A 19,034-nucleotide genomic window follows, 5' to 3' on the forward strand; every position below is an offset into this window, starting at 1 on the left:
CCGTTTCAAAACGTGGTGATGGCCGCCTAAAGCGACAGCTCGGTCCAGACCGGGGCGTGGTCGGAGGGCTTTTCCATCGCGCGACAGTCGTAATCGATGCCAGCGCCGGTGATGGCGTTCTTGAGCGGTTCACTGACCATGATCAGATCGATCCGAAGCCCGCGTTTCGGGTCCCGGTCGAAGCCCTTCGAGCGGTAGTCGAACCAGCTGAAGTAGTCTGTCGATGTCGGGTGGCACAGCCGGTAGCTGTCGCTCATGCCGAGCGCCTCGAGGCGCTTCATCCAAGAGCGTTCTTCCGGCTGAAAGCTGGTCTTTCCTTCCTTGAGCCACCGCTTGCGGTTGGCCTCGCCGATGCCGATATCGATGTCCTGCGGTGACACGTTGTAGTCGCCCATGACGACCACGTTGTCGCCGGCGTCATGCTGCTGCTCCAGCAGCGCAAACAGCTGGGAATAGTACCGCTGCTTGTGGGGAAACTTGACGGGATGCTCGATGTTTTCGCCTTGTGGGAAGTAGCCATTCCACACGGTGAGGGGGCCTTTGCTGCTTTCAAGTGTGACCCCGATCATGCGCCGCTGCGCGTCGCCATCGTGCGGGGCAACGTCGGTTTCAAATGTGTCCGGAAAACCGTAATGCACCGACAGCGGCGCCGCCTTGGTCATGAGCGCGACGCCGTAATGGCCCTTCTGACCGAAGAAGTGCACGTGATAGCCCAGCGCCTCGAGATCACTGAGTGGGAACTCGCTGTCTTGAACCTTGGTTTCCTGCAGGCCAATCACATCCGGGGCATGAGTTTCAACGAGCTGTGCCAGCTGATGCGGGCGCGCCCGTACGCCGTTGATGTTGAAGGAAATCAGCTTCATGGTCAGTCGTCGCTCTTGGTGGTCTCGTCACCGGCAGACGCATCAGGCGCGCTTGTTTCGTCCGGAGACGGCGCCGAGTGCAGCGGCAGGGTGAACCCCTCGCGGGCCTGACGCTCAAGCTTGCTGTCGGACTGGGCCTTGCGCTGGCGCTTCTTCTTTTGGGTGTAACGGCGCGAGGAGGTAACCTCGTCGGGATTGTCGCGACGCCATTTGCGATAATCCTTGCGCTTGCCGGTACGAATGGTGACCTTGTCGGCCAGGGAGCGGGTCTTCTTGTGTCGTGTCATGGAGTGGGTCGACATGTTGGTGAGTAATTGCCGCCCATCTTACCAAGTCTGACACCGCTTCGTCGCCCTGAAGGACCCATGTGTGCCAAGCGGTGTGTCATTGCACCGGACGCTACCGACAACTCCTGATACAATGCGTGTCTTTGAGTCGTCATCGGTGTTGGCAGGGAGCATTTCAGTTCGCCGCTTCCTTGAGGCACAATGACCGCCCCGGGGTGGATGTGTTCAGCGCCGGATTTTTCTTATCTAACGAAGTGATGATGATCTATGAGCGAGTCGGATAAGACCTCTCAACCGACCAATAACGCGAACCGTCAGCCCAAGCGTCGGCGTCGCAACAATAAATCCCGCCGTGGCAACGGTGCCCGTCAGCAACGCTGGGATCTGTCCCAGTTCCAGGTGCCTGTGGTGCCCGGCAAGTGGCGTTTTCATGACTTCAACCTGCCGTTGCCATTGATGCGCGCCATTCACGCGCAGGGATTCGAGTACTGCACGCCGATTCAGTTCGAGTCGCTTCAAAAGACGCTGCTCGGTGGCGACATCGTTGGCAAGGCGCAGACCGGCACCGGCAAGACGGCGGCCTTTCTGATTTCGATTCTGGCCTACTTCCTCGAAGAAGAGCTGCCAGACGGTCAGAAAGAGGGCGCACCGCGTGCTTTGATCGTTGCGCCGACGCGCGAACTCGCGCTTCAGATCGAGAAGGACGCCAAGGCGCTGATGCGCTTCACGCGCTTGAAAGTCGCAAGCGCCGTTGGCGGCATGGACTATCAGAAGCAGAAGAACGCGCTGTCTCGCCAGCTCGACGTGCTGGTCGCAACGCCTGGTCGACTGCTTGATTTCCATCAAAAGCGTGACCTCGATCTGTCCCAGGTCGAAGTGCTGGTGCTCGACGAAGCCGACCGCATGCTGTCGATGGGCTTCATTCCAGACGTCAAGCGCATTATCCGCCTGACGCCGAAAAAGGAAGAGCGTCAGACCTTCCTTTACTCAGCCACGTTCACGCAGGACATCATGAACCTGGCGGCGCAGTGGACCCATGAGGCCGAGTTCGTCGAAATCGAAACCGACCCTCAGACGGCCAACAACATCGAGCAGCGGGTCTACCTGGTCAGCGACACGGAAAAACTCAATGTGTTGACCAACCTGATTCGTGAAGAACAGGTGACCAAGGCCATCGTGTTCGCGAACCGCCGCGATCTGGTACGAACGCTCAACGACCAGCTCGGCAAAGCCGGTGTCAAGGTCGCGATGCTTTCCGGTGAAGTGCCGCAGCCCAAGCGCATCAAGACACTTGAGCAGCTTCGAAACGGTGAGATCGATATTCTGGTCGCAACCGACGTTGCCGGCCGTGGCATTCACATCGACGACGTCAGCCACGTCATCAACTACACGCTGCCTGAAGACCCGGAAGACTACGTCCACCGCATCGGCCGGACCGGCCGCGCGGGCGCCTCAGGGGTGTCCGTAAGCTTTGTCGGTGAAGAGGACGGGTTTGCGCTTCCCGATATCGAGGCCTACATCAAGGATACGCTTCCCTGTGTGCAGCCACCGGAGCACCTGTGCACGCCGGCGGTAACGGCTGAGCAGCATGACGCGCGTGTTCGTCAAAATGAGGCCGCTGGCGCCTTGAGTGAACGTAGCTCCGAGGATAAGGCGGCATCCAGCCCCGATGCGGCAAGCACTCGGGCTGACGCTGAGCCCGCGGACGCGCCTAACGCTTCTGAGTGTGATCAAAACGCGCCTTTAGAGCGCGCGCCCAAGGACAGCAACGTCAAATCGGCCGACAACGCTGATTCGGCGTCAGCCCCGGCCAGCGCGTCAGAGTCTGACTCTGATAAGGCACTGGTCGCTGACAAGACAGCGGACGCTGACAGGGATGCACCGGGCACGCGCGATACGCGCAAGCCGCGGTCGAAAAGCGGTCGAGGCAAGCGCGCACAAAACGTGGAGCAGGACGCGACGCCAGAGCCTGCGACTGATGCGGCCGAACGTGCCCAGGCGCCAATGGCCACGGACGTATCGCTTGGCAGTGAGCCTAAAGCGAGCGCGGATACACTGGCTGCGCCGGAGACAGCTCCTGCCTCCAGCCCGGCCGGCGATGCCGACCAAGCGGTGAGCACGGCGGTTGAGCCCGACAGCACGTCAGGCGATAAGGCAGTCAGTGCGCCCGCCAAGCGTGATGTTGCTTCTGACGCCGTCGCTGAGTACACGTCATCAGTAGCGTCAGAACCTGCGTCAACGCCGCAGCCGAATGTGTCGGATGCGACCGATGACGGCGCACGCCATGCTCAGTCGGAGGCGCCGGGCATCGAGGCGCCGGGCACCGAGAAGGTTGCTGCGGATGCGCCGGTAGCGGTTGCCAAGGATACGCACGCCACTGAAAACGCGGCGGGCACGGCATCCACGGAAGACACGTCGTCAACGGCGCGCCCTTCACACGCAGATGAGGCCTCGACCGATACGCGCGGTGATGGCGAGGCGCCGGCGTCGGATACTGCTGCCGAATGGCAGCAAAGTGACCCGCTTCGTGAAAAACCGGCATCGAGCGCTGACTCGGATTCGTCTCAGAGCAAGCCATGAGGCGGTGCCATGCTGGATGAGGCGCTCAAGAGCGAAATACAGAGCGCCTATCGTCAGGTGGTGGAGTCGCTGTCGCTGACCCCCCGCTATGGTCAGCGTCTGATGATGGCGGAGATTGCCCGGACGCTCGGTGACATCGAGCAGGACGATGAAGGGCGTCGTGTCGGCAACGAGCATGTGTGTGTGCTTGAAGCCGGCACCGGCACCGGCAAGACGCTGGCATATTTGCTGGCGGCCTTGCCGATTGCGAAAGCCCGCGGCAAGCGTCTGGTGATCTCGACCGCAACTGTCGCGCTTCAGGAGCAGGTGCTTCATCAGGACCTGCCGCGTTTGAAAAAGCACAGCAACCTCACCTTCGACTACACGCTTGCCAAGGGGCGCGGGCGCTATATCTGCCTGACCCGCCTGGAGCAGATTCTCGATGGCAAGGAGCCCCAGGCCAATCTGGCGCTTTTTGAGCAGTTTGCGAGCGAGCCAGGCGTCACGGCGCTTGCCGAAGAGCTTGCCGAGGCGCTTGGCAGCGGGGAGTGGAGTGGCGACCGCGACAGCTGGCCTGAATCCATCGACGCGGTGCACTGGCAGCAGTTGACCATGGATCATCGTCAGTGCACCAACCGCCGCTGCCCCCACTTCAGCGCCTGCCCCTTCTTCAAGGCGCGCCGCCGTCAGGACGAGGCGGATGTCATCGTGACCAATCACGATCTGCTGTTGGCGGATCTGTCGCTCGGCGGCGGCATGGTCCTTCCAGCCCCCAAGGAGTGCATCTATGTGCTCGATGAAGGGCATCATCTGCCTGACAAGGCGCTGGATCACTTTCATTCACGGGTCCCCGTCAACGCAACGCTTCGCTGGCTCGCGCAGTTCAAGAAATCCCAGACCGAACTTCTGGCCGCGCTCGGACATCAGGCTGCGTTCGCGCGCCTGATCGAAGGGGTGTCTGAGGCGCTTTCTCAGGCTGAGAGCGGTGTCAGTGACGCGGTACAGGTGACGCGCCAGTTCGCGGCGTTCGAGGGTGACAACGACAGCGGGCGCGACCGTCATCACCGATTCGAAAAAGGGCTGTTGCCGCAGCCGCTCAGAGAGCAGGCCGAACGGTTGGTTGTCCCGTTTGCCACGCTTTGTCGGGCGCTTGAGAGCATGACCGACATCCTGCGCGACAGCCTCGACCCGGACAAGGCGACCGGCATCGAGCGTGATGAAGCCGAGCGCTGGCTGCCGATGCTGTCGATGCTTCATGGCCGAGCCCTTGAAAGTCACGGTTTGTGGCAGGCCTATGCCGCGCAGGACGATCCGACCAAACCGCCCCAGGCGCGCTGGTTGACCCAGGCTTTTCAGGAGCAGGGCGACGGCGAACTTTTGTTTTCGGCAAGCCCGGTCAGTGCCGCGGAGACGCTGGCACGCCATTTGTGGGGCGCATGTTTTGGCGCAGTCGTGACCTCGGCCACGCTGACCGCACTTGGTCGGTTTGACCGGCTTCAGGAGCAGGCGGGGCTTGCCAACCGTTTTCGTTATCAGTGCATGCCGAGCGCGCTCGATTATTCGAAGGGTCGGCTGTGTGTGCCGAAACTGGCCGTCGATCCATCCAATCGCGAGGCCCATGACAAGGCGATCGTTACGTTTTTGAGTAAGCGCCCTGACGATGAGGCGCTATTGGTGCTCTTTTCGTCGCGAGCGCAGCTCAAGAGTGTCTCGGATGCGCTGCCGGAGGCGGTTGGGGCGCGCGTGCTGTCGCAAACGCGGCTGCCGAAGCGGGAGCTGATCGAGCGCCACCGAGCCGCGGTCGATGGCGGCAAAGGCAGTATGATCTTCGGTTTGGCAAGTTTTGCAGAAGGCATTGATCTGCCGGGAAATTACTTAACCCACGTGGTGATTACGCGGCTTCCGTTTTCGGTGCCGGATGATCCGGTCGGGGCAACGCTTGCCGAGTGGATCGAGTCTCAGGGCGGTAACCCGTTCATGCGAATTTCGGTGCCGGATGCGTCGATCAAACTGATTCAGGCCACCGGGCGATTGATTCGAAAGGAAGGCGATTCGGGCACGATTACGCTGCTGGATCGTCGGGTGTTGACGCGGCGCTACGGCAAGGCGCTGCTTGATGCGCTGCCGCCGTTCGAGCGGGTGATTGAGCAGGAGTGATCGAGCGGAGATGATCGAGGTGAAGAAGACGTCGTCCGTGACGTCTTCTTCGTAGGCCTGTGTCAGCCGTTCAGTCGCGCCTTGAGCGCAGGCGCAAGCTTTTCGTGCATCTCGATGAATGTCTGCTCGGTGGTGGGCCAGTCGATGCAGGCATCGGTGATTGAAACGCCGTACTCGAGATCGCTCAGAGTTGCGGGAATCTTCTGGCTGCCCCAGTTGATGTGGGATTCAACCATGACACCGATGATCGAGCGATTGCCTTCGAGAATCTGCTGGGTGACGTTGTCGAGTACCAGCGGCTGAAGGCCCGGGTCCTTGTTGGAATTGGCGTGGGAGCAGTCGACCATGATGTTGGTTTTCAGTCCGGCCTTTTCGAGTTCACGCTCGGCAAGGGCAACGCTTACGCTGTCGTAATTGGGCTTGCCGTTGCCGCCACGAAGGACGATGTGGCCGTACCGGTTGCCGCGGGTGCGTGTGATCGCGACCTTGCCGTCCTTGTCGATGCCTAGGAAGTTATGCGGGCTCGCGACCGATTTCAAGGCGTTGGTGGCCACATCCAGGCTGCCGTCGGTGCCATTTTTGAATCCGACCGGGCCGGATAGGCCGGACGCCATTTCACGGTGGGTCTGGGATTCGGTGGTGCGCGCGCCGATGGCCGACCAGCTGATGCAGTCCTGCAGGTACTGCGGCGAAATCGGGTCGAGCGCTTCGGTGGCAAGCGGCAGGCCCAGCTCGGTCAGGTCGACCAGAAGCTTGCGTGCCATCTTGAGGCCGGTTTCGATGTCGAAGGAGTCATCGATGTGCGGGTCGTTGATCAGCCCCTTCCAGCCGGTAGTCGTTCGCGGCTTTTCGAAGTAGACCCGCATCACCAGAAACATGCTGTCGCTGACGCGGTCGTGCAATGCCTTGAGTTTTTTGGCGTAGTCCATTGCGGCATCGATGTCGTGAATCGAACAGGGGCCGACCACGACCAGCAGGCGAGGATCTTCGCCATCGAGAATGCGCTGGATGGTCTGTCGACCTTCGACCACGGTGCGTTCGGCACTCTCGCTCAAGGGAATGGCGCGGGTAAGCTCTGACGGCGTGGTAAGCACGTCTTGTGAGAGGATGTTGAGGTTGTTGACCTGTTGTTCTGACATGGTGATCGACACCTGAGTTATTTGAGAGCGTATGCAACGCAGTGATTGGCACGTCATAGTAACATGGGGTCAGTGACGGAAAAGCGTACCCCATGGCGTTGAAAATCCTTTTTAACGCCTTGATAGCCTTTCTATAAACAGGAACACTAGCAGCCTTCTCAATGGATAAGGCCGAATGGCATGCGGTTGAGCCTTTTGCACATGACTATCTTTACAGCCTTCACGCAGGGTCTTGATACCTCAAGCGGTCGCAACACCGCCGTGGCCGAATGCGCGTTTGAATACAGGTCGATGCCATGACGGATAACGTGACCGACCAGCAGCTGGTCGCTCGAGCTCAAAAAGGGGACAGCGCGGCGTTCGATCTGCTGGTCAGAAAATATCAGCACAAGATCATCGGGCTGATCGGGCGCTATGTGAACGATCAGGCCGAGGTTCAGGACGTCGCCCAGGAAGCGTTCATCAAGGCGTATAGAGCGCTTGGCAAATTTCGAAGCGAAAGCGCGTTTTATACCTGGATCTATCGAATCGCCATCAATACGGCAAAGAATCATCTGGTGTCCAAGGGCCGACGGCCCCCCGGCAGTGATCTGGACATCATGGACGCTGAAGTGGTCGATGCAAGCGGTCGGCTGTCCGACATGGAAACTCCCGAGGCCGCTCTTGCCCGGGATCAACTCGAAAAGGCCGTTTTCGATGCTATTGACGCCCTGCCGGAGGATCTAAAGACCGCGATCACGCTGAGAGAATTCGAGGGGCTGTCCTACGAGGACATCGCGAGCATCATGCAGTGTCCGGTCGGCACGGTTCGCTCGCGCATCTTTCGGGCCCGTGATTTTGTCGATCAGCGCATCGCGCCGTTGATGACCGGCAAGGACGATGCGCATTAACGATGATCTTTTTTAAGCGAAACGTAAAACTTCCTGGCGCGACTGTGGTCTATGGGGGGAAGCGAAACACCGTGTTCAGTATGAGGGAGGTGCAATGAACCAGGATCAACGCGAATCTCTATCGGCCGTGATGGATGGCGAGGGTGATGAGCTGTCCTTGCCGCGCGTGCTCAAGTCGCTCGAGGGCAACGATGAGATGGCCGATCAGTGGCGTCGATACCACGTGGCGCGAAGTATCATGAAGCGCGAACGTGATATCGACGTCTCGATGGATATTTCAGCCGCCGTGCGTCAGCGCATCGAGCAGGAGCCCATGGTCGATCAGGCCGAGACAGCAAAGACCGAGACAGCAAAGACCGAGCGTACCGGCCGACGCCACGCGCCGTTTTCCTTCATGGGCAGTGCCGCGATTGCAGCAGCAGTTAGCCTGATGGTCATCACCGGCGTTCAGGTCTTCAGAGGTGGGGATGACGTTGGCTCCGGCACGTCGCTTCCGGGCAGTAACGATTTTGCCCTTCAGGACGCCTCTGTCCAGGGAGGCGAGGGCGCCAGTCGGCTTAGAACCAATGTATCACTGGTTAGCCTGCCGATCTTTGAAAGCGGTGCCGAGGCCAAGAGTGGCCCGATTCGGGTCAATGCCTCGACGCCCTGGATGACCGAAGGCAGCGCCAATGACAGCGATGATGCCTGGGCGCAGTATCTCTCGACGATACCCAGCGACCAACTTAATCGCATGAACGAACTGGCCCCGCTTCGCGCCGCGCAGTAACTGATCGCCCTCCTTGATCGAACGCATCGACGCAGTGCCTGGCACTGCGTTTTTTTGTGCGCGATGGGTTTGTTTAAGTTTCAGTTATGTTGTTACGGCCAGTGAACTTCTTGTAAGTTTCGACGTCTCACCCAAGCGACATGTCGCCCGACCCATGACCCATTAAACGATGATTCCAGGAGTGTTTCATGGACGCTGTTTATCGACGCTTTTACACCTGGCTGATGGCGGCCGTAATGGTCCTCGGGGCGCAAATGGCCCTTGCCGCACCGCCTCAGGCGCAGTTGCCCAATTTCACTGGGCTTGTCAAAAGCGCAGCCCCGGCGGTTGTCAATATCTCGACCACGCGCGAAATGAGCCGCTCAAGCGCTGCGTACAATCAGCAGATCCCGGAAATCTTTCGTCACTTTTTCGGCAACCAGTTTCCGCCAGGGCTCATGGGGCCGCAGCCTCGCGGTAACCGCGAGCTGAGCTCGCTCGGTTCGGGGTTCATCATCAGCAAGGATGGCTACATCCTGACCAACGCTCACGTGGTCGATGGCGCCGATTCGATCAAGGTTCGGTTGAACGATCGTCGTGAGCTCGATGGCACGCTGGTCGGTGAGGACAAGAAGACCGACGTGGCCTTGATCAAGGTCGATGCCAATGATCTTCCGACACTCGAGCTTGGCGATTCCGATGCGTTGGAAGTGGGGCAATGGGTGGTCGCCATCGGTTCACCGTTCGGCTTCGACCACTCGGTGACCTCCGGCATCGTCAGCGCGATCGACCGAACCTTGCCCGACGATACCTACGTGCCGTTCATCCAGACCGATGTGGCGATCAATCCGGGCAACTCCGGTGGGCCGCTCTTTGACCTCGAGGGCAAAGTGGTCGGCATCAACTCCCAGATCTATACCCAAAGCGGTGGCTTCATGGGGCTTTCGTTCGCGATTCCGATCAATGTGGCCATGGACATCGCCGACCAGCTCAAGACGGATGGCGAAGTGCATCGAGGCTGGCTCGGTGTTGTCATTCAGCCAGTGTCGAAGGATCTGGCCGATTCCTTCGGGCTCGACGAGGCGCGTGGCGCTCTGGTTGCGGATGTTGCACCGGATGGGCCGGCGCAGAAGGCCGGGCTCAAGGCCGGGGACATCATTTTGTCGGCCAATGGCGAGGCGATCGATTCCTCCGATAAGCTCCCACGGATCGTTGGGCATCTATCGCCGGGAGATGGGCTGACTCTCAAGGTTCTGCGTGATGGCAAGCAGCGCACGCTCAAGGCGTCCGTGGCGGACTGGCCGGATCAGGGCGGCGATGCTCAGGGGCAGTCCGACCGCGAAGGCAAGCGCTCACTTGGCATGCAGGTATCGCCCCTGGATGCGCAGCTCAAGGAACAGCTTGGCGTCGATCAGGGTGTGGTGGTCGAAGACCTCGACGCGCGTGGTAGTGCGGCCAAGGCCGGCGTTCAGCCAGGCGATGTTATCGTCTCGCTCAATGGCGAGCCCATCGACTCGGTCGCCGCGCTCAGAAAGGCGATCAAGCGTCTGCCGGAAGGCAAGGCAGTGCCGCTTCGCCTCAGTCGGGAAGGTCAGCCGCTTTACGTCGCCATTCGCCTGCCCAAGCAGTAAGGTCCTGACATAAAAAAGCCCGCGTCAAGCGGGCTTTTTTATGTCACTGTGCAATGATCATTCCGCGTCGAGATGACCGGCACGCTGCTGACGCTTGAACGAGATGTGCCAATCGACCATGGCGTCGAACCGGGCGCGGTAGGCGGTGTCGCCGGATTGCATCCATTTCCACCACGCCAGGAAGTTGGCGTCGCAGGGTTCGGTGCTGGCGTTTTGGGTGTTATTGGCAGAGGACGGCTTTTCCATAACGAATCGATCTCTTGGCGTGTGCAAATTGATAGGCGTGATCAGGGGTGCGTCACGCAAGGCGGCAAGGTGCCGAGCAAGTGAGTCCATGGTACTCAATTCCCCAATACGCTTTTGTGCCAGATGGCTCGCCCGGGCCCGTGGGACTGTGCCGTAGCGCGCGTTGGGCCGGTATCGAGCTCGAGCCGGGCCTTTGACAGGTGTCGACCTTAGTTTATCCCTGCGCTGTAACTCGCCGGGCGATATCGGTACAATGCCCAACAATTTTTATCATCAGCCTGCACGGCAGCACGACGCGCGTGAGGGCTAAAAAGGCGGACAGTGTTTCATGGCGCAAGACGCATCTCGTCGCGATCTCAGCAAGATTCGTAATTTCTCGATCATCGCTCACATCGACCACGGCAAATCCACGCTTGCCGACCGGATCATTCAGGTTTGCGGCGGACTGACCGACCGGGAGCTGAAAGAGCAGGTGCTTGACTCGATGGACCTCGAGCGTGAACGCGGCATCACCATCAAGGCGCAGTCGGTCACGCTCGACTACCACGCCCAGGATGGTGAGACCTATCAGCTCAACTTCATCGATACGCCGGGCCACGTCGATTTTTCCTACGAAGTCTCTCGCTCGCTGTATGCCTGCGAAGGAGCGCTTCTTGTGGTCGATGCCGGTCAAGGGGTCGAGGCGCAGTCGGTCGCCAACTGTTACACCGCCATCGAGCAGAATCTGGAAGTCCTGCCGGTGCTCAACAAGATGGACCTGCCTCAGGCAGACCCCGAGCGGGTCGCGCATGAGATCGAGGAAATCATCGGGCTCGAGGCGCAGGACGCCGTTCGCGTTTCTGCCAAGAGCGGGCTGAACATCGATCTGCTGCTCGAACGCCTTGTGCGTGATATTCCGCCCCCCAAGGGCGACCGGGACGGCGACCTTCAGGCGCTGATCATCGATTCCTGGTTCGACAACTATCAGGGCGTCGTATCACTGGTGCGTCTGTTTGACGGCACGCTCAAAAAGGGCGACAAGATCCAAATGAAGTCGACCGGCCGGGACTGGGAGGTGACCGACATCGGCATCTTTACGCCCAAGCAGCACAGCACCGGTATGCTGCGCGCCGGTGAAGTCGGCTTCGTGATTGCAGGCATCAAGGACATCCACGGGGCGCCGGTGGGCGATACCATCACCCACACCAAGACCAAGCACGTCGAGCGTCTGCCGGGCTTTCAGAAAGTGAAGCCGCAGGTGTATGCCGGCATGTTCCCGGTGAGCTCCGACGATTACGAGGATTTTCGTGACGCGCTTGAAAAGCTGGCGCTCAACGACGCCTCGCTCGACTACGTGCCCGAAAACTCGGACGCCCTCGGGTTTGGCTTTCGCGTCGGCTTTCTCGGCACGCTGCACATGGAAATCATCCAGGAGCGGCTCGAGCGTGAGTACAACCTCGATCTGCTGACCACGGCGCCGACGGTTATCTATGAGCTGTTGATGGATAACGGGGACGTGGTTTATATCGCGAACCCCTCGAAACTTCCGGATCTGGCCAACGTGCAGGAAATGCGCGAGCCGATCGTGCGTGCCAACATCCTGGTGCCACAGGAGTTCGTGGGCAACGTGATCTCCGAATGTGTCAATCGTCGCGGTGTACAGCTTGACATGCAGGTGCTCGGTAATCAGATGCAGCTGGTCTATGAGCTGCCAATGGCCGAGGTCGTGATGGATTTCTTTGACCGGCTCAAGTCGATTTCCAAGGGCTACGCCTCGCTCGATTACAGCTTCGAGCGGTTCGATCCGGCGAAGCTTGTGCGGCTCGACATCATGATCAACGGCGACCGGGTCGATGCCCTGGCGTTGATCATTCACCGCGATCACGCGCATTCGCGTGGCCGGATACTGGTCGACAAGATGAAAGAGCTTATTCCGCGTCAGATGTTCGACGTGGCCGTACAGGCGGCAATCGGCGGGCACGTGGTCGCGCGCTCGACCGTGAAGGCGCTTCGCAAGAACGTAACCGCCAAGTGCTATGGCGGCGACGTGACTCGAAAGAAAAAGCTGCTTGAAAAGCAGAAGCAGGGGAAAAAACGGATGAAGCAGGTCGGTAAGGTCGAAATCCCTCAGGACGCCTTCCTGGCCGTACTCAAAGTCAATGATTGACCAAGGATGAAAGCATGAGTTTTTCCCTGCTGCTGGTAATTGCGGTTGTTGTCACGGGTGTGGTCTGGTTGCTTGACAAGCTGGTGCTCCGAAAGCGCCGAACGCCAGTGGAGGGTGGCCAAGCGGGGAAAGACCCTTGGTACGTCGACTATTCGAAGTCGTTCTTTCCGGTCCTGTTGATCGTCTTGATCGTGCGCTCTTTTATCGTCGAGCCGTTTCAGATTCCGTCCGGCTCGATGCGCCCGACGCTCAAGATCGGCGATTACATCGTGGTCAACAAGTTTACCTACGGATTGAGACTGCCCGTTGTGAACACCAAGATTCTGGATGTGTCCGAGCCCGAGCGTGGTGACATCATGGTCTTTCGATTCCCGGGTGATCCGAACGTCGATTTCATAAAGCGTGTGATTGGCCTGCCGGGCGATACCATCCGCTATGAAAACAAGCAGCTCTTTGTTAACGGCGAGCCGGTTCCCAAGTCGCTGCTTGAGGCCGATGCGCCGGATAACGCGGGTGAGAAACTCCTTGAGGAGCAGCTTGGCGATGTCTCGCACCGCATCTACAACAACCCGGCCGACCCCGGCCCGCAGGTTGGTACCATCGAGGTGCCGCCGGGGCACTACTTCATGATGGGTGACAACCGCGACCACTCCAATGACAGCCGTTACTGGGGCTTCGTGCCGGAAGAAAATATCGTAGGCAAGGCCTTCGCCGTGTGGATGCACTGGCCCGACGGTCTGCCGGACTTTACAAAAGCTCGTCTTCTACACTGAGCACACGGTGATCCGGCGGCTTTCGTTCGCCGGGTACGTATTCGTATCAAATGGATAAAAACAGGACGATCGTGAGCAGTTCTTTACAGGCGTTAAGCCAGCGCATCGGTTACGAGTTCAATGACGTGACATGGCTGGAACTTGCAATGACGCATCGAAGTTATGGCGGTGACAATAATGAGCGCCTCGAGTTTCTCGGTGATTCGATTGTCAATTTCATTGTGGGTGAGGCGCTCTATCGCCGCTTTCCGGAGGCGCGTGAAGGGCAGCTGTCCAGACTGCGTGCGCGGATGGTCAAGGGCCAGACCCTGGCCGAGCTTGCGCGCGAGTTCAAGCTGGGCGAGTTTCTGCGCCTTGGCACCGGCGAAATGAAAAGCGGCGGCCATCGACGCGAGTCGATCCTTGCAGATGCAATGGAGGCCGTGATCGGGGCGATCTATCTGGATGGCGGCATGACCCATGTCAATGAGCGCGTGCTGGACTGGTATGAAAGCCGTCTTCAAAAGCTCGATCTGAAAGACACCCAGAAAGACCCCAAGACTCGACTCCAGGAATACCTGCAGTCCCGGCAGTACGCACTGCCGCGCTATGAAGTCCTGTCGGTGGAAGGCGAGGCGCACGCACAGACGTTCAAGGTCGCCTGCCACATCGATCTTTTTTCGACCCCCACTCAAGGGGAAGGCGCAAGCCGACGCTACGCCGAACAGCAGGCCGCCGAGTCTGCCCTCAAACAACTGGAAGCCATGACTAAAGGGACCCGGGTATGAACGACGAACCCATCGACACAGGTGAGGCCGTGCGCTGCGGTTTTGTCGCGATTGTCGGCCGACCCAACGTCGGCAAATCCACGCTGATGAACCGGATTCTCGGACAAAAGATTTCGATCACCTCTCGTCGTCCGCAAACGACGCGCCATCAGGTGCTCGGCGTCAAGACCGAAGGCGAACGCCAGGCCGTCTACATCGACACGCCCGGCATGCACGTGATGCACAAGGACCGTAATCGCGCCATTAACCAGTTCATGAACCAGGCCGCCACCCAGGCGCTTCGGGATGTGGACTGCGTGGTCTTCATCGTCGATCGAACCAAGTGGACCGATGAAGACGATGTGGTGCTCTCACGGCTTGAGAACGTCAAGGCGCCGGTGATTGTCGTGATCAACAAGGTCGACTGGCTCAATGACAAGAGTGCGCTGCTGCCCTGGATCGAGACGTTGAAGGCGAAGCGCGAGTTCGCGGCGATCCTCCCGATATCGGCCAAGCACGGCACTCAGGTCGACCAGCTCGAGCAGGAAGTGGCAAGCTATCTGCCTGAAAGCGAGCACTTTTTCCCTGAAGATCAGATTACCGACAAGAGCTCGCGCTTTATCGCCGCCGAGCTTGTGCGTGAAAAGGTCATGCGCCAGCTTGGCGATGAGCTGCCGTATCAGATGACCGTCGAGATCGAAGAGTTTCGAAGCGAGCCCAACATTATCCACATCAGCGCCCTGATGCTGGTGGAGCGGGACGGTCAGAAAAAGATTCTGATCGGTGAGAAGGGCGAGCGCATCAAGCAGATCGGTCGCGAGGCGCGCCTTGATATGGAAAAGATGTTCGATTCCAAGGTCATGCTCAAGCTCTGGGTCAAGGTCAAGCGCGGCTGGTCCGACGATGAACGGGCACTGAAAAGCCTGGGCTACCACCTGGACTGACGCGATGCAGCTTCAGCCGGCCTACCTGCTCCATCGACGCCCGTACCGGGAAACCAGTGCGCTGGTGGATCTCGTTACGATGGAGCACGGCCGCATCCGGGCCGTGGCGCGGGGCATCATGCGCCCAAGCAGCAAGGCGCGTTCGAGGCTTCAGCCCTTCACGCCGCTTCACATTACCTGGAGCGGCGAGCGCGAGCTCAAGACCCTCAAGCAGTACGAATCCGGCGGGCCCGGGCCGATGCTTGCCGGTGAATCGCTGGTCTGCGGCATCTACGCCAATGAGCTTCTGACCCGATGCCTGCCGCTTGAAGGTGCCGTGCCGACGGTCTTTGCAGGGTACAGTGTGCTGCTTAACGACCTTCCAAGCCCCGCAAAGCGCCAAGGCGCGCTCAGGCGCTTCGAGCATGCCTTGCTCGAGGCGCTCGACGCCGAGCCCGTTTTCACGACCCAGAACGAGGCGCCGCTCGAGCCCAAGATGCACTATCTTTACGACAGTTCAACGCGCCGCTTCTACCCGGTGGCGCCCGGCGAGGGCATCGATGGGCGTTCCCTGAACGCGCTGGCACGCGATGACTGGGGGGCGCCCGGTCATGCGCGCACTACCAAGTATCTCGCTCGTACTGCCCTCGCGCCGCTTCTGGGCGCAAAGCCGCTTCGTTCAAGAGAGCTGATTCACCGGCTCAATCGCACCACTGACTAAATTCCCGTTTCCACCACTGGAAGGACCTTCGCATGCACCCACCTCGCATCCAGCTTGGGATCAATATCGATCATGTTGCAACGCTTCGTCAGGCGCGTGGCACACGTTATCCGGATCCGGTGCAGGCCGCGCTTCTGGCCGAGGAAGCCGGGGCTGATGGCATCACGTTGCACCTTCGCGAAGACCGTCGCCACATTCAGGAGCGCGACGTTCGCCTGATCTCGGAGGTGATCGCCACCCGCATGAACCTCGAGATGGCGGTTACCGAGGACATGATCGCCTTTGCCGAGGCGCTCGCGCCTCGCCACGTCTGCCTCGTGCCCGAAAAGCGCGAAGAGCTGACCACGGAAGGCGGGCTCGACGTTATCGGTCAGTTCGAGTCGATCGCATCCGCTTGTCGCCGGCTGAGCGCGGTGGGCGTCGAAGTGTCCCTGTTCATCGACCCCGAGCCCAATCAGATTCAAAAGGCCTTTGAGGCCGGAGCGCCTGCCATCGAGCTGCACACTGGCGGCTACGCCGATGCGGTTGGCGAGAATGCGCGTCGCGAACACGCACGCATCACCGCCGCGGCGGAAATGGCCAGCGAGCTTGGGTTGATCGTCAATGCAGGCCACGGGCTCAACTATCATAACGTCGAGGCCATCGCCGCGATCACCGGCATTAACGAGCTCAATATCGGCCACGCCGTGATGGCTCGGGCCATGTTCGTCGGCCTTAAGGAGGCCGTGGCGGAGATGAAACGGCTGGTGATCAGCGGTCAGGAAAACGGATTGATGATGGCGCTCGATGAGCATAACCATCACGATCATGACGACGACTGTGGCTGCGACCACGACTAAGATTAAGACCGACACCCGCGTGAGACGGGTTTGGTGACGATGAGGATGTGATGGCGTACAAGACACTGGAAGATACGATCGGCCACACGCCGCTTGTGGCACTGCGACGAATCACGGCAGGGCGTAACAACACGCTGCTTGCAAAGCTTGAGGGCAATAACCCGGCAGGCTCGGTCAAGGACCGTCCGGCAGTGTCGATGCTGACCCAGGCCGAGCGCCGCGGGGAGATTGCCCCGGGCGATACGTTGATCGAGGCGACCTCCGGCAACACCGGTATTGCCCTGGCCATGGCCGCGGCGATCAAGGGCTATCGGATGGTCCTCATCATGCCGGAGAACGCCAGCAGCGAGCGCAAGCAGGCGATGGCCGCCTACGGTGCCCAGCTGATCGAGGTGACCAAGGACGAGGGTATGGAAGGCGCGCGGGACGTGGCCGAGCGGATGATTGCCGAAGGCAAGGGCAAACCGCTTAATCAGTTTGCCAACACCGACAATCCCCTGGCGCACTATCAGACCACCGGGCCCGAGCTTTGGAGCCAGACCAACGGCGAGATCACCCATTTCATCAGCTCGATGGGCACCACCGGTACCATCATGGGGACCTCCAGGTACCTGAAAGAGCAGAATCCGAACATCGAGATTGTGGGCCTTCAGCCGGCCGATGGCGCAAGCATTGCGGGAATTCGACGCTGGCCGGAAGCGTACCGTCCGAGCATTTTCGAAGACTTTCGGGTTGATCGTATTCTCGACATTACCCAGGGCGCGGCCGAAGACAACATGCGTCGACTGGCCCGGGAAGAGGGTATTCTGGCGGGGGTCTCCTCCGGCGGTGCGCTGGCTGGTGCGCTTCAGCTTGCCGAGACGCTCGAGAACGCCGTCATCGTGTTTATTGTGTGTGACCGGGGTGACCGCTATCTCTCGACCGGTCTTTTCGCACCGGGGCAGGAGTAAGCCGTGGCACGTTTGGGCCAGAAACGAGCGTCGCGTTCCGCAACGCGACGAGTGCTCGAGTCGCGCTCGGCACACGAGCAGGGCGAGACCGAGGGTGTGATCGAGCGGCTGTCGTATGAAGGCCGTGGCGTTACTCGCAGCCAGGATGGCAAGGCGGTTTTTGTCGAACGAACGCTTCCCGGCGAGCGCGTCGTGTTTGCCGTGCACACCAGTCACCGCCGCTTCGATGAAGCGCATCCGAAAGAGATTCTTGCGGCTTCGCTCGAGCGGGTCGAGCCCATGTGTGTTCATTTTGGCATATGCGGGGGCTGTGATCTCCAGCACGCCGCAATCGAGACCCAGCGCCGCCACAAGCTCAAGACCCTTAGGGCGCACTTCGAGCAACAGCGCATCGATGCCCCTGAGCCCTTGCTGATTGCCGGCGCCGAAGCCGGGTATCGCCGCCGGGCGCGTCTGGGCGTTCGGGTCAACCGAGACGGCGAGGTGCTCCTTGGGTACCGCCGGCGCGGCAGTGACCGTCTGTTTGCGATCACTGAGTGCCCGGTGCTGGTGCCCGCGCTCGAGGCATTGATTTCGCCCCTGCGCGAGTGCATAACGCAGCTCGAACACCCGCGCCATGTTGGCCACATTCAGCTCAACGATTCTGATCAGGGCGTCGAGGTCAGCGTTCGATTGATGAAACGTGTGCCCGAGGATCTCGAGCACCTAAACGCGTTTGCCTGTGCAGAAGGCATCAGTCTCAGCGTGGTGGTCGGCCGTGATACGCCGAGCGTTGAGTGCATCAACGGTGAGGCCGAACACGGCTATACGCTGACACTTGATGGGCTAGACCCGGTGAGCCTTGCGTTTGGTAGCGGCGATTTCGTTCAGGTCAACATGTCCGTCAATCAACAGATGGTAGACCGTCTGGTTGACTGGTGCGGTCCTCTGGCGCAATCGATTGTGGTTGATCTGTTCGCGGGCATCGGTAATTTCAGCCTGCCGCTGGCTCGATTGGGGGCGCGGGTTCATGCGTTCGAAGGCCAACAGAGCATGGTGACTCGGCTGCTCGATAATGCCCGTGTCAACGGTCTTGATTCGCACATTGAAGGGCACGTGGCAGATCTCAGCCGGGCCCTTCGAGCCAAGACGCTTGCCTCGGCTGATCTGGTCGTGCTCGACCCCCCTCGCGCCGGGGCAGAAGCCATTGCCCGACAGCTTGCCGAACAGGGGCCCGACCGCATCGTTTACATCGCTTGCGATCCGGCGACACTTGCGCGCGACGTCGCGCATCTGTGCGAGGGTGGATACCGAGTGGTCGAACTGACGGTCGCGGATATGTTTCCCCAGACGGCCCATCTTGAAACGATGGTGTTGCTGGAGCGGTAAGTTGCAGATAAAACTAATATAATAAGCGATCAAGAACGAAGTCTTACG

16 protein-coding genes and 1 pseudogene are annotated in these 19,034 nt (G+C 59.9%); 13 read left to right on the forward strand and 4 right to left on the reverse strand.

The window, feature by feature from the left end; genetic code table 11:
• Positions 1-26: 26 nt before the first annotated feature.
• Both xthA and NAT23_RS01265 read right to left on the reverse strand, forming a co-directional pair.
• Positions 27-863 carry an exodeoxyribonuclease III gene (gene xthA / locus NAT23_RS01260; RefSeq protein WP_251924733.1) on the reverse strand — a complete coding sequence of 279 codons (837 nt, stop codon included), beginning with the start codon at positions 861-863 and terminating at the stop codon, positions 27-29.
• Positions 864-865: 2 nt separating this feature from the next.
• A complete protein-coding gene (locus NAT23_RS01265; RefSeq protein WP_251924734.1) occupies positions 866-1,150 on the reverse strand; it encodes a hypothetical protein in 285 nt (94 codons plus the stop codon).
• A 267-nt stretch (positions 1,151-1,417) separates the two neighbouring features.
• Here NAT23_RS01265 and NAT23_RS01270 point away from each other — a divergent pair.
• Together NAT23_RS01270 and dinG are read left to right on the forward strand one after the other, a co-directional pair.
• Positions 1,418-2,704 (forward strand): annotated as a pseudogene (locus tag NAT23_RS01270) (DEAD/DEAH box helicase); the annotation flags it as partial.
• Between the two features lie 1,035 nt (positions 2,705-3,739).
• Positions 3,740-5,866 (forward strand): ATP-dependent DNA helicase DinG, encoded by a 2,127-nt coding sequence (gene dinG, locus NAT23_RS01275; protein WP_251924735.1) that lies wholly within the window; start codon positions 3,740-3,742, stop codon positions 5,864-5,866.
• Positions 5,867-5,928: 62 nt separating this feature from the next.
• Here the strand turns inward: dinG and NAT23_RS01280 are convergent, their stop codons facing one another.
• The gene (locus NAT23_RS01280; protein ID WP_251924736.1) at positions 5,929-7,005 is read right to left on the reverse strand and encodes a 3-deoxy-7-phosphoheptulonate synthase; all 1,077 of its coding nucleotides are present in this window, start codon (positions 7,003-7,005) and stop codon (positions 5,929-5,931) included.
• A 296-nt stretch (positions 7,006-7,301) separates the two neighbouring features.
• On the opposite strand from NAT23_RS01280, the gene rpoE reads away from it, so the two are divergent.
• From rpoE to NAT23_RS01295, 3 genes are all read left to right on the forward strand, one after another.
• The gene (rpoE, locus tag NAT23_RS01285; protein ID WP_251589725.1) at positions 7,302-7,895 is read left to right on the forward strand and encodes an RNA polymerase sigma factor RpoE; all 594 of its coding nucleotides are present in this window, start codon (positions 7,302-7,304) and stop codon (positions 7,893-7,895) included.
• 94 nt (positions 7,896-7,989) lie between these two features.
• The gene (locus tag NAT23_RS01290) at positions 7,990-8,664 is read left to right on the forward strand and encodes a sigma-E factor negative regulatory protein (protein ID WP_251924737.1); all 675 of its coding nucleotides are present in this window, start codon (positions 7,990-7,992) and stop codon (positions 8,662-8,664) included.
• 188 nt (positions 8,665-8,852) lie between these two features.
• Positions 8,853-10,274, forward strand: a complete 1,422-nt coding sequence (locus tag NAT23_RS01295; RefSeq protein ID WP_251924738.1) for a DegQ family serine endoprotease — start codon at positions 8,853-8,855, stop codon at positions 10,272-10,274.
• Positions 10,275-10,331: 57 nt separating this feature from the next.
• Here the strand turns inward: NAT23_RS01295 and NAT23_RS01300 are convergent, their stop codons facing one another.
• The gene (locus NAT23_RS01300) at positions 10,332-10,520 is read right to left on the reverse strand and encodes a hypothetical protein (protein ID WP_251589730.1); all 189 of its coding nucleotides are present in this window, start codon (positions 10,518-10,520) and stop codon (positions 10,332-10,334) included.
• 328 nt (positions 10,521-10,848) lie between these two features.
• Between NAT23_RS01300 and lepA the strand changes: the two genes are divergently transcribed.
• From lepA to rlmD, 8 genes are all read left to right on the forward strand, one after another.
• On the forward strand, positions 10,849-12,666 hold the full coding sequence (gene lepA, locus NAT23_RS01305; RefSeq protein WP_251924739.1) for a translation elongation factor 4: 1,818 nt from the start codon (positions 10,849-10,851) through the stop codon (positions 12,664-12,666).
• A 14-nt stretch (positions 12,667-12,680) separates the two neighbouring features.
• The gene (gene lepB / locus NAT23_RS01310) at positions 12,681-13,439 is read left to right on the forward strand and encodes a signal peptidase I (RefSeq protein WP_251924740.1); all 759 of its coding nucleotides are present in this window, start codon (positions 12,681-12,683) and stop codon (positions 13,437-13,439) included.
• 71 nt (positions 13,440-13,510) lie between these two features.
• Positions 13,511-14,206 carry a ribonuclease III gene (rnc, locus tag NAT23_RS01315; RefSeq protein ID WP_251924741.1) on the forward strand — a complete coding sequence of 232 codons (696 nt, stop codon included), beginning with the start codon at positions 13,511-13,513 and terminating at the stop codon, positions 14,204-14,206.
• Complete coding sequence (gene era / locus NAT23_RS01320) at positions 14,203-15,129, forward strand: GTPase Era (protein ID WP_251924742.1); 927 nt, start codon at positions 14,203-14,205, stop codon at positions 15,127-15,129. The genes rnc and era overlap by 4 nt, the downstream gene beginning before the upstream one ends.
• 4 nt (positions 15,130-15,133) lie before the next feature.
• The gene (recO, locus tag NAT23_RS01325; protein ID WP_251924743.1) at positions 15,134-15,829 is read left to right on the forward strand and encodes a DNA repair protein RecO; all 696 of its coding nucleotides are present in this window, start codon (positions 15,134-15,136) and stop codon (positions 15,827-15,829) included.
• A 32-nt stretch (positions 15,830-15,861) separates the two neighbouring features.
• Entirely contained in the window at positions 15,862-16,668 is an 807-nt protein-coding gene (pdxJ, locus tag NAT23_RS01330) for a pyridoxine 5'-phosphate synthase (RefSeq protein WP_251924745.1), read from the forward strand.
• Between the two features lie 50 nt (positions 16,669-16,718).
• A complete protein-coding gene (cysM, locus tag NAT23_RS01335) occupies positions 16,719-17,618 on the forward strand; it encodes a cysteine synthase CysM (RefSeq protein ID WP_251924748.1) in 900 nt (299 codons plus the stop codon).
• A 3-nt stretch (positions 17,619-17,621) separates the two neighbouring features.
• Positions 17,622-18,986, forward strand: a complete 1,365-nt coding sequence (gene rlmD / locus NAT23_RS01340) for a 23S rRNA (uracil(1939)-C(5))-methyltransferase RlmD (protein ID WP_251924750.1) — start codon at positions 17,622-17,624, stop codon at positions 18,984-18,986.
• Positions 18,987-19,034: the final 48 nt, after the last annotated feature.

This window comes from Larsenimonas salina (assembly GCF_023736155.1).
GTDB lineage: Bacteria > Pseudomonadota > Gammaproteobacteria > Pseudomonadales > Halomonadaceae > Larsenimonas > Larsenimonas salina.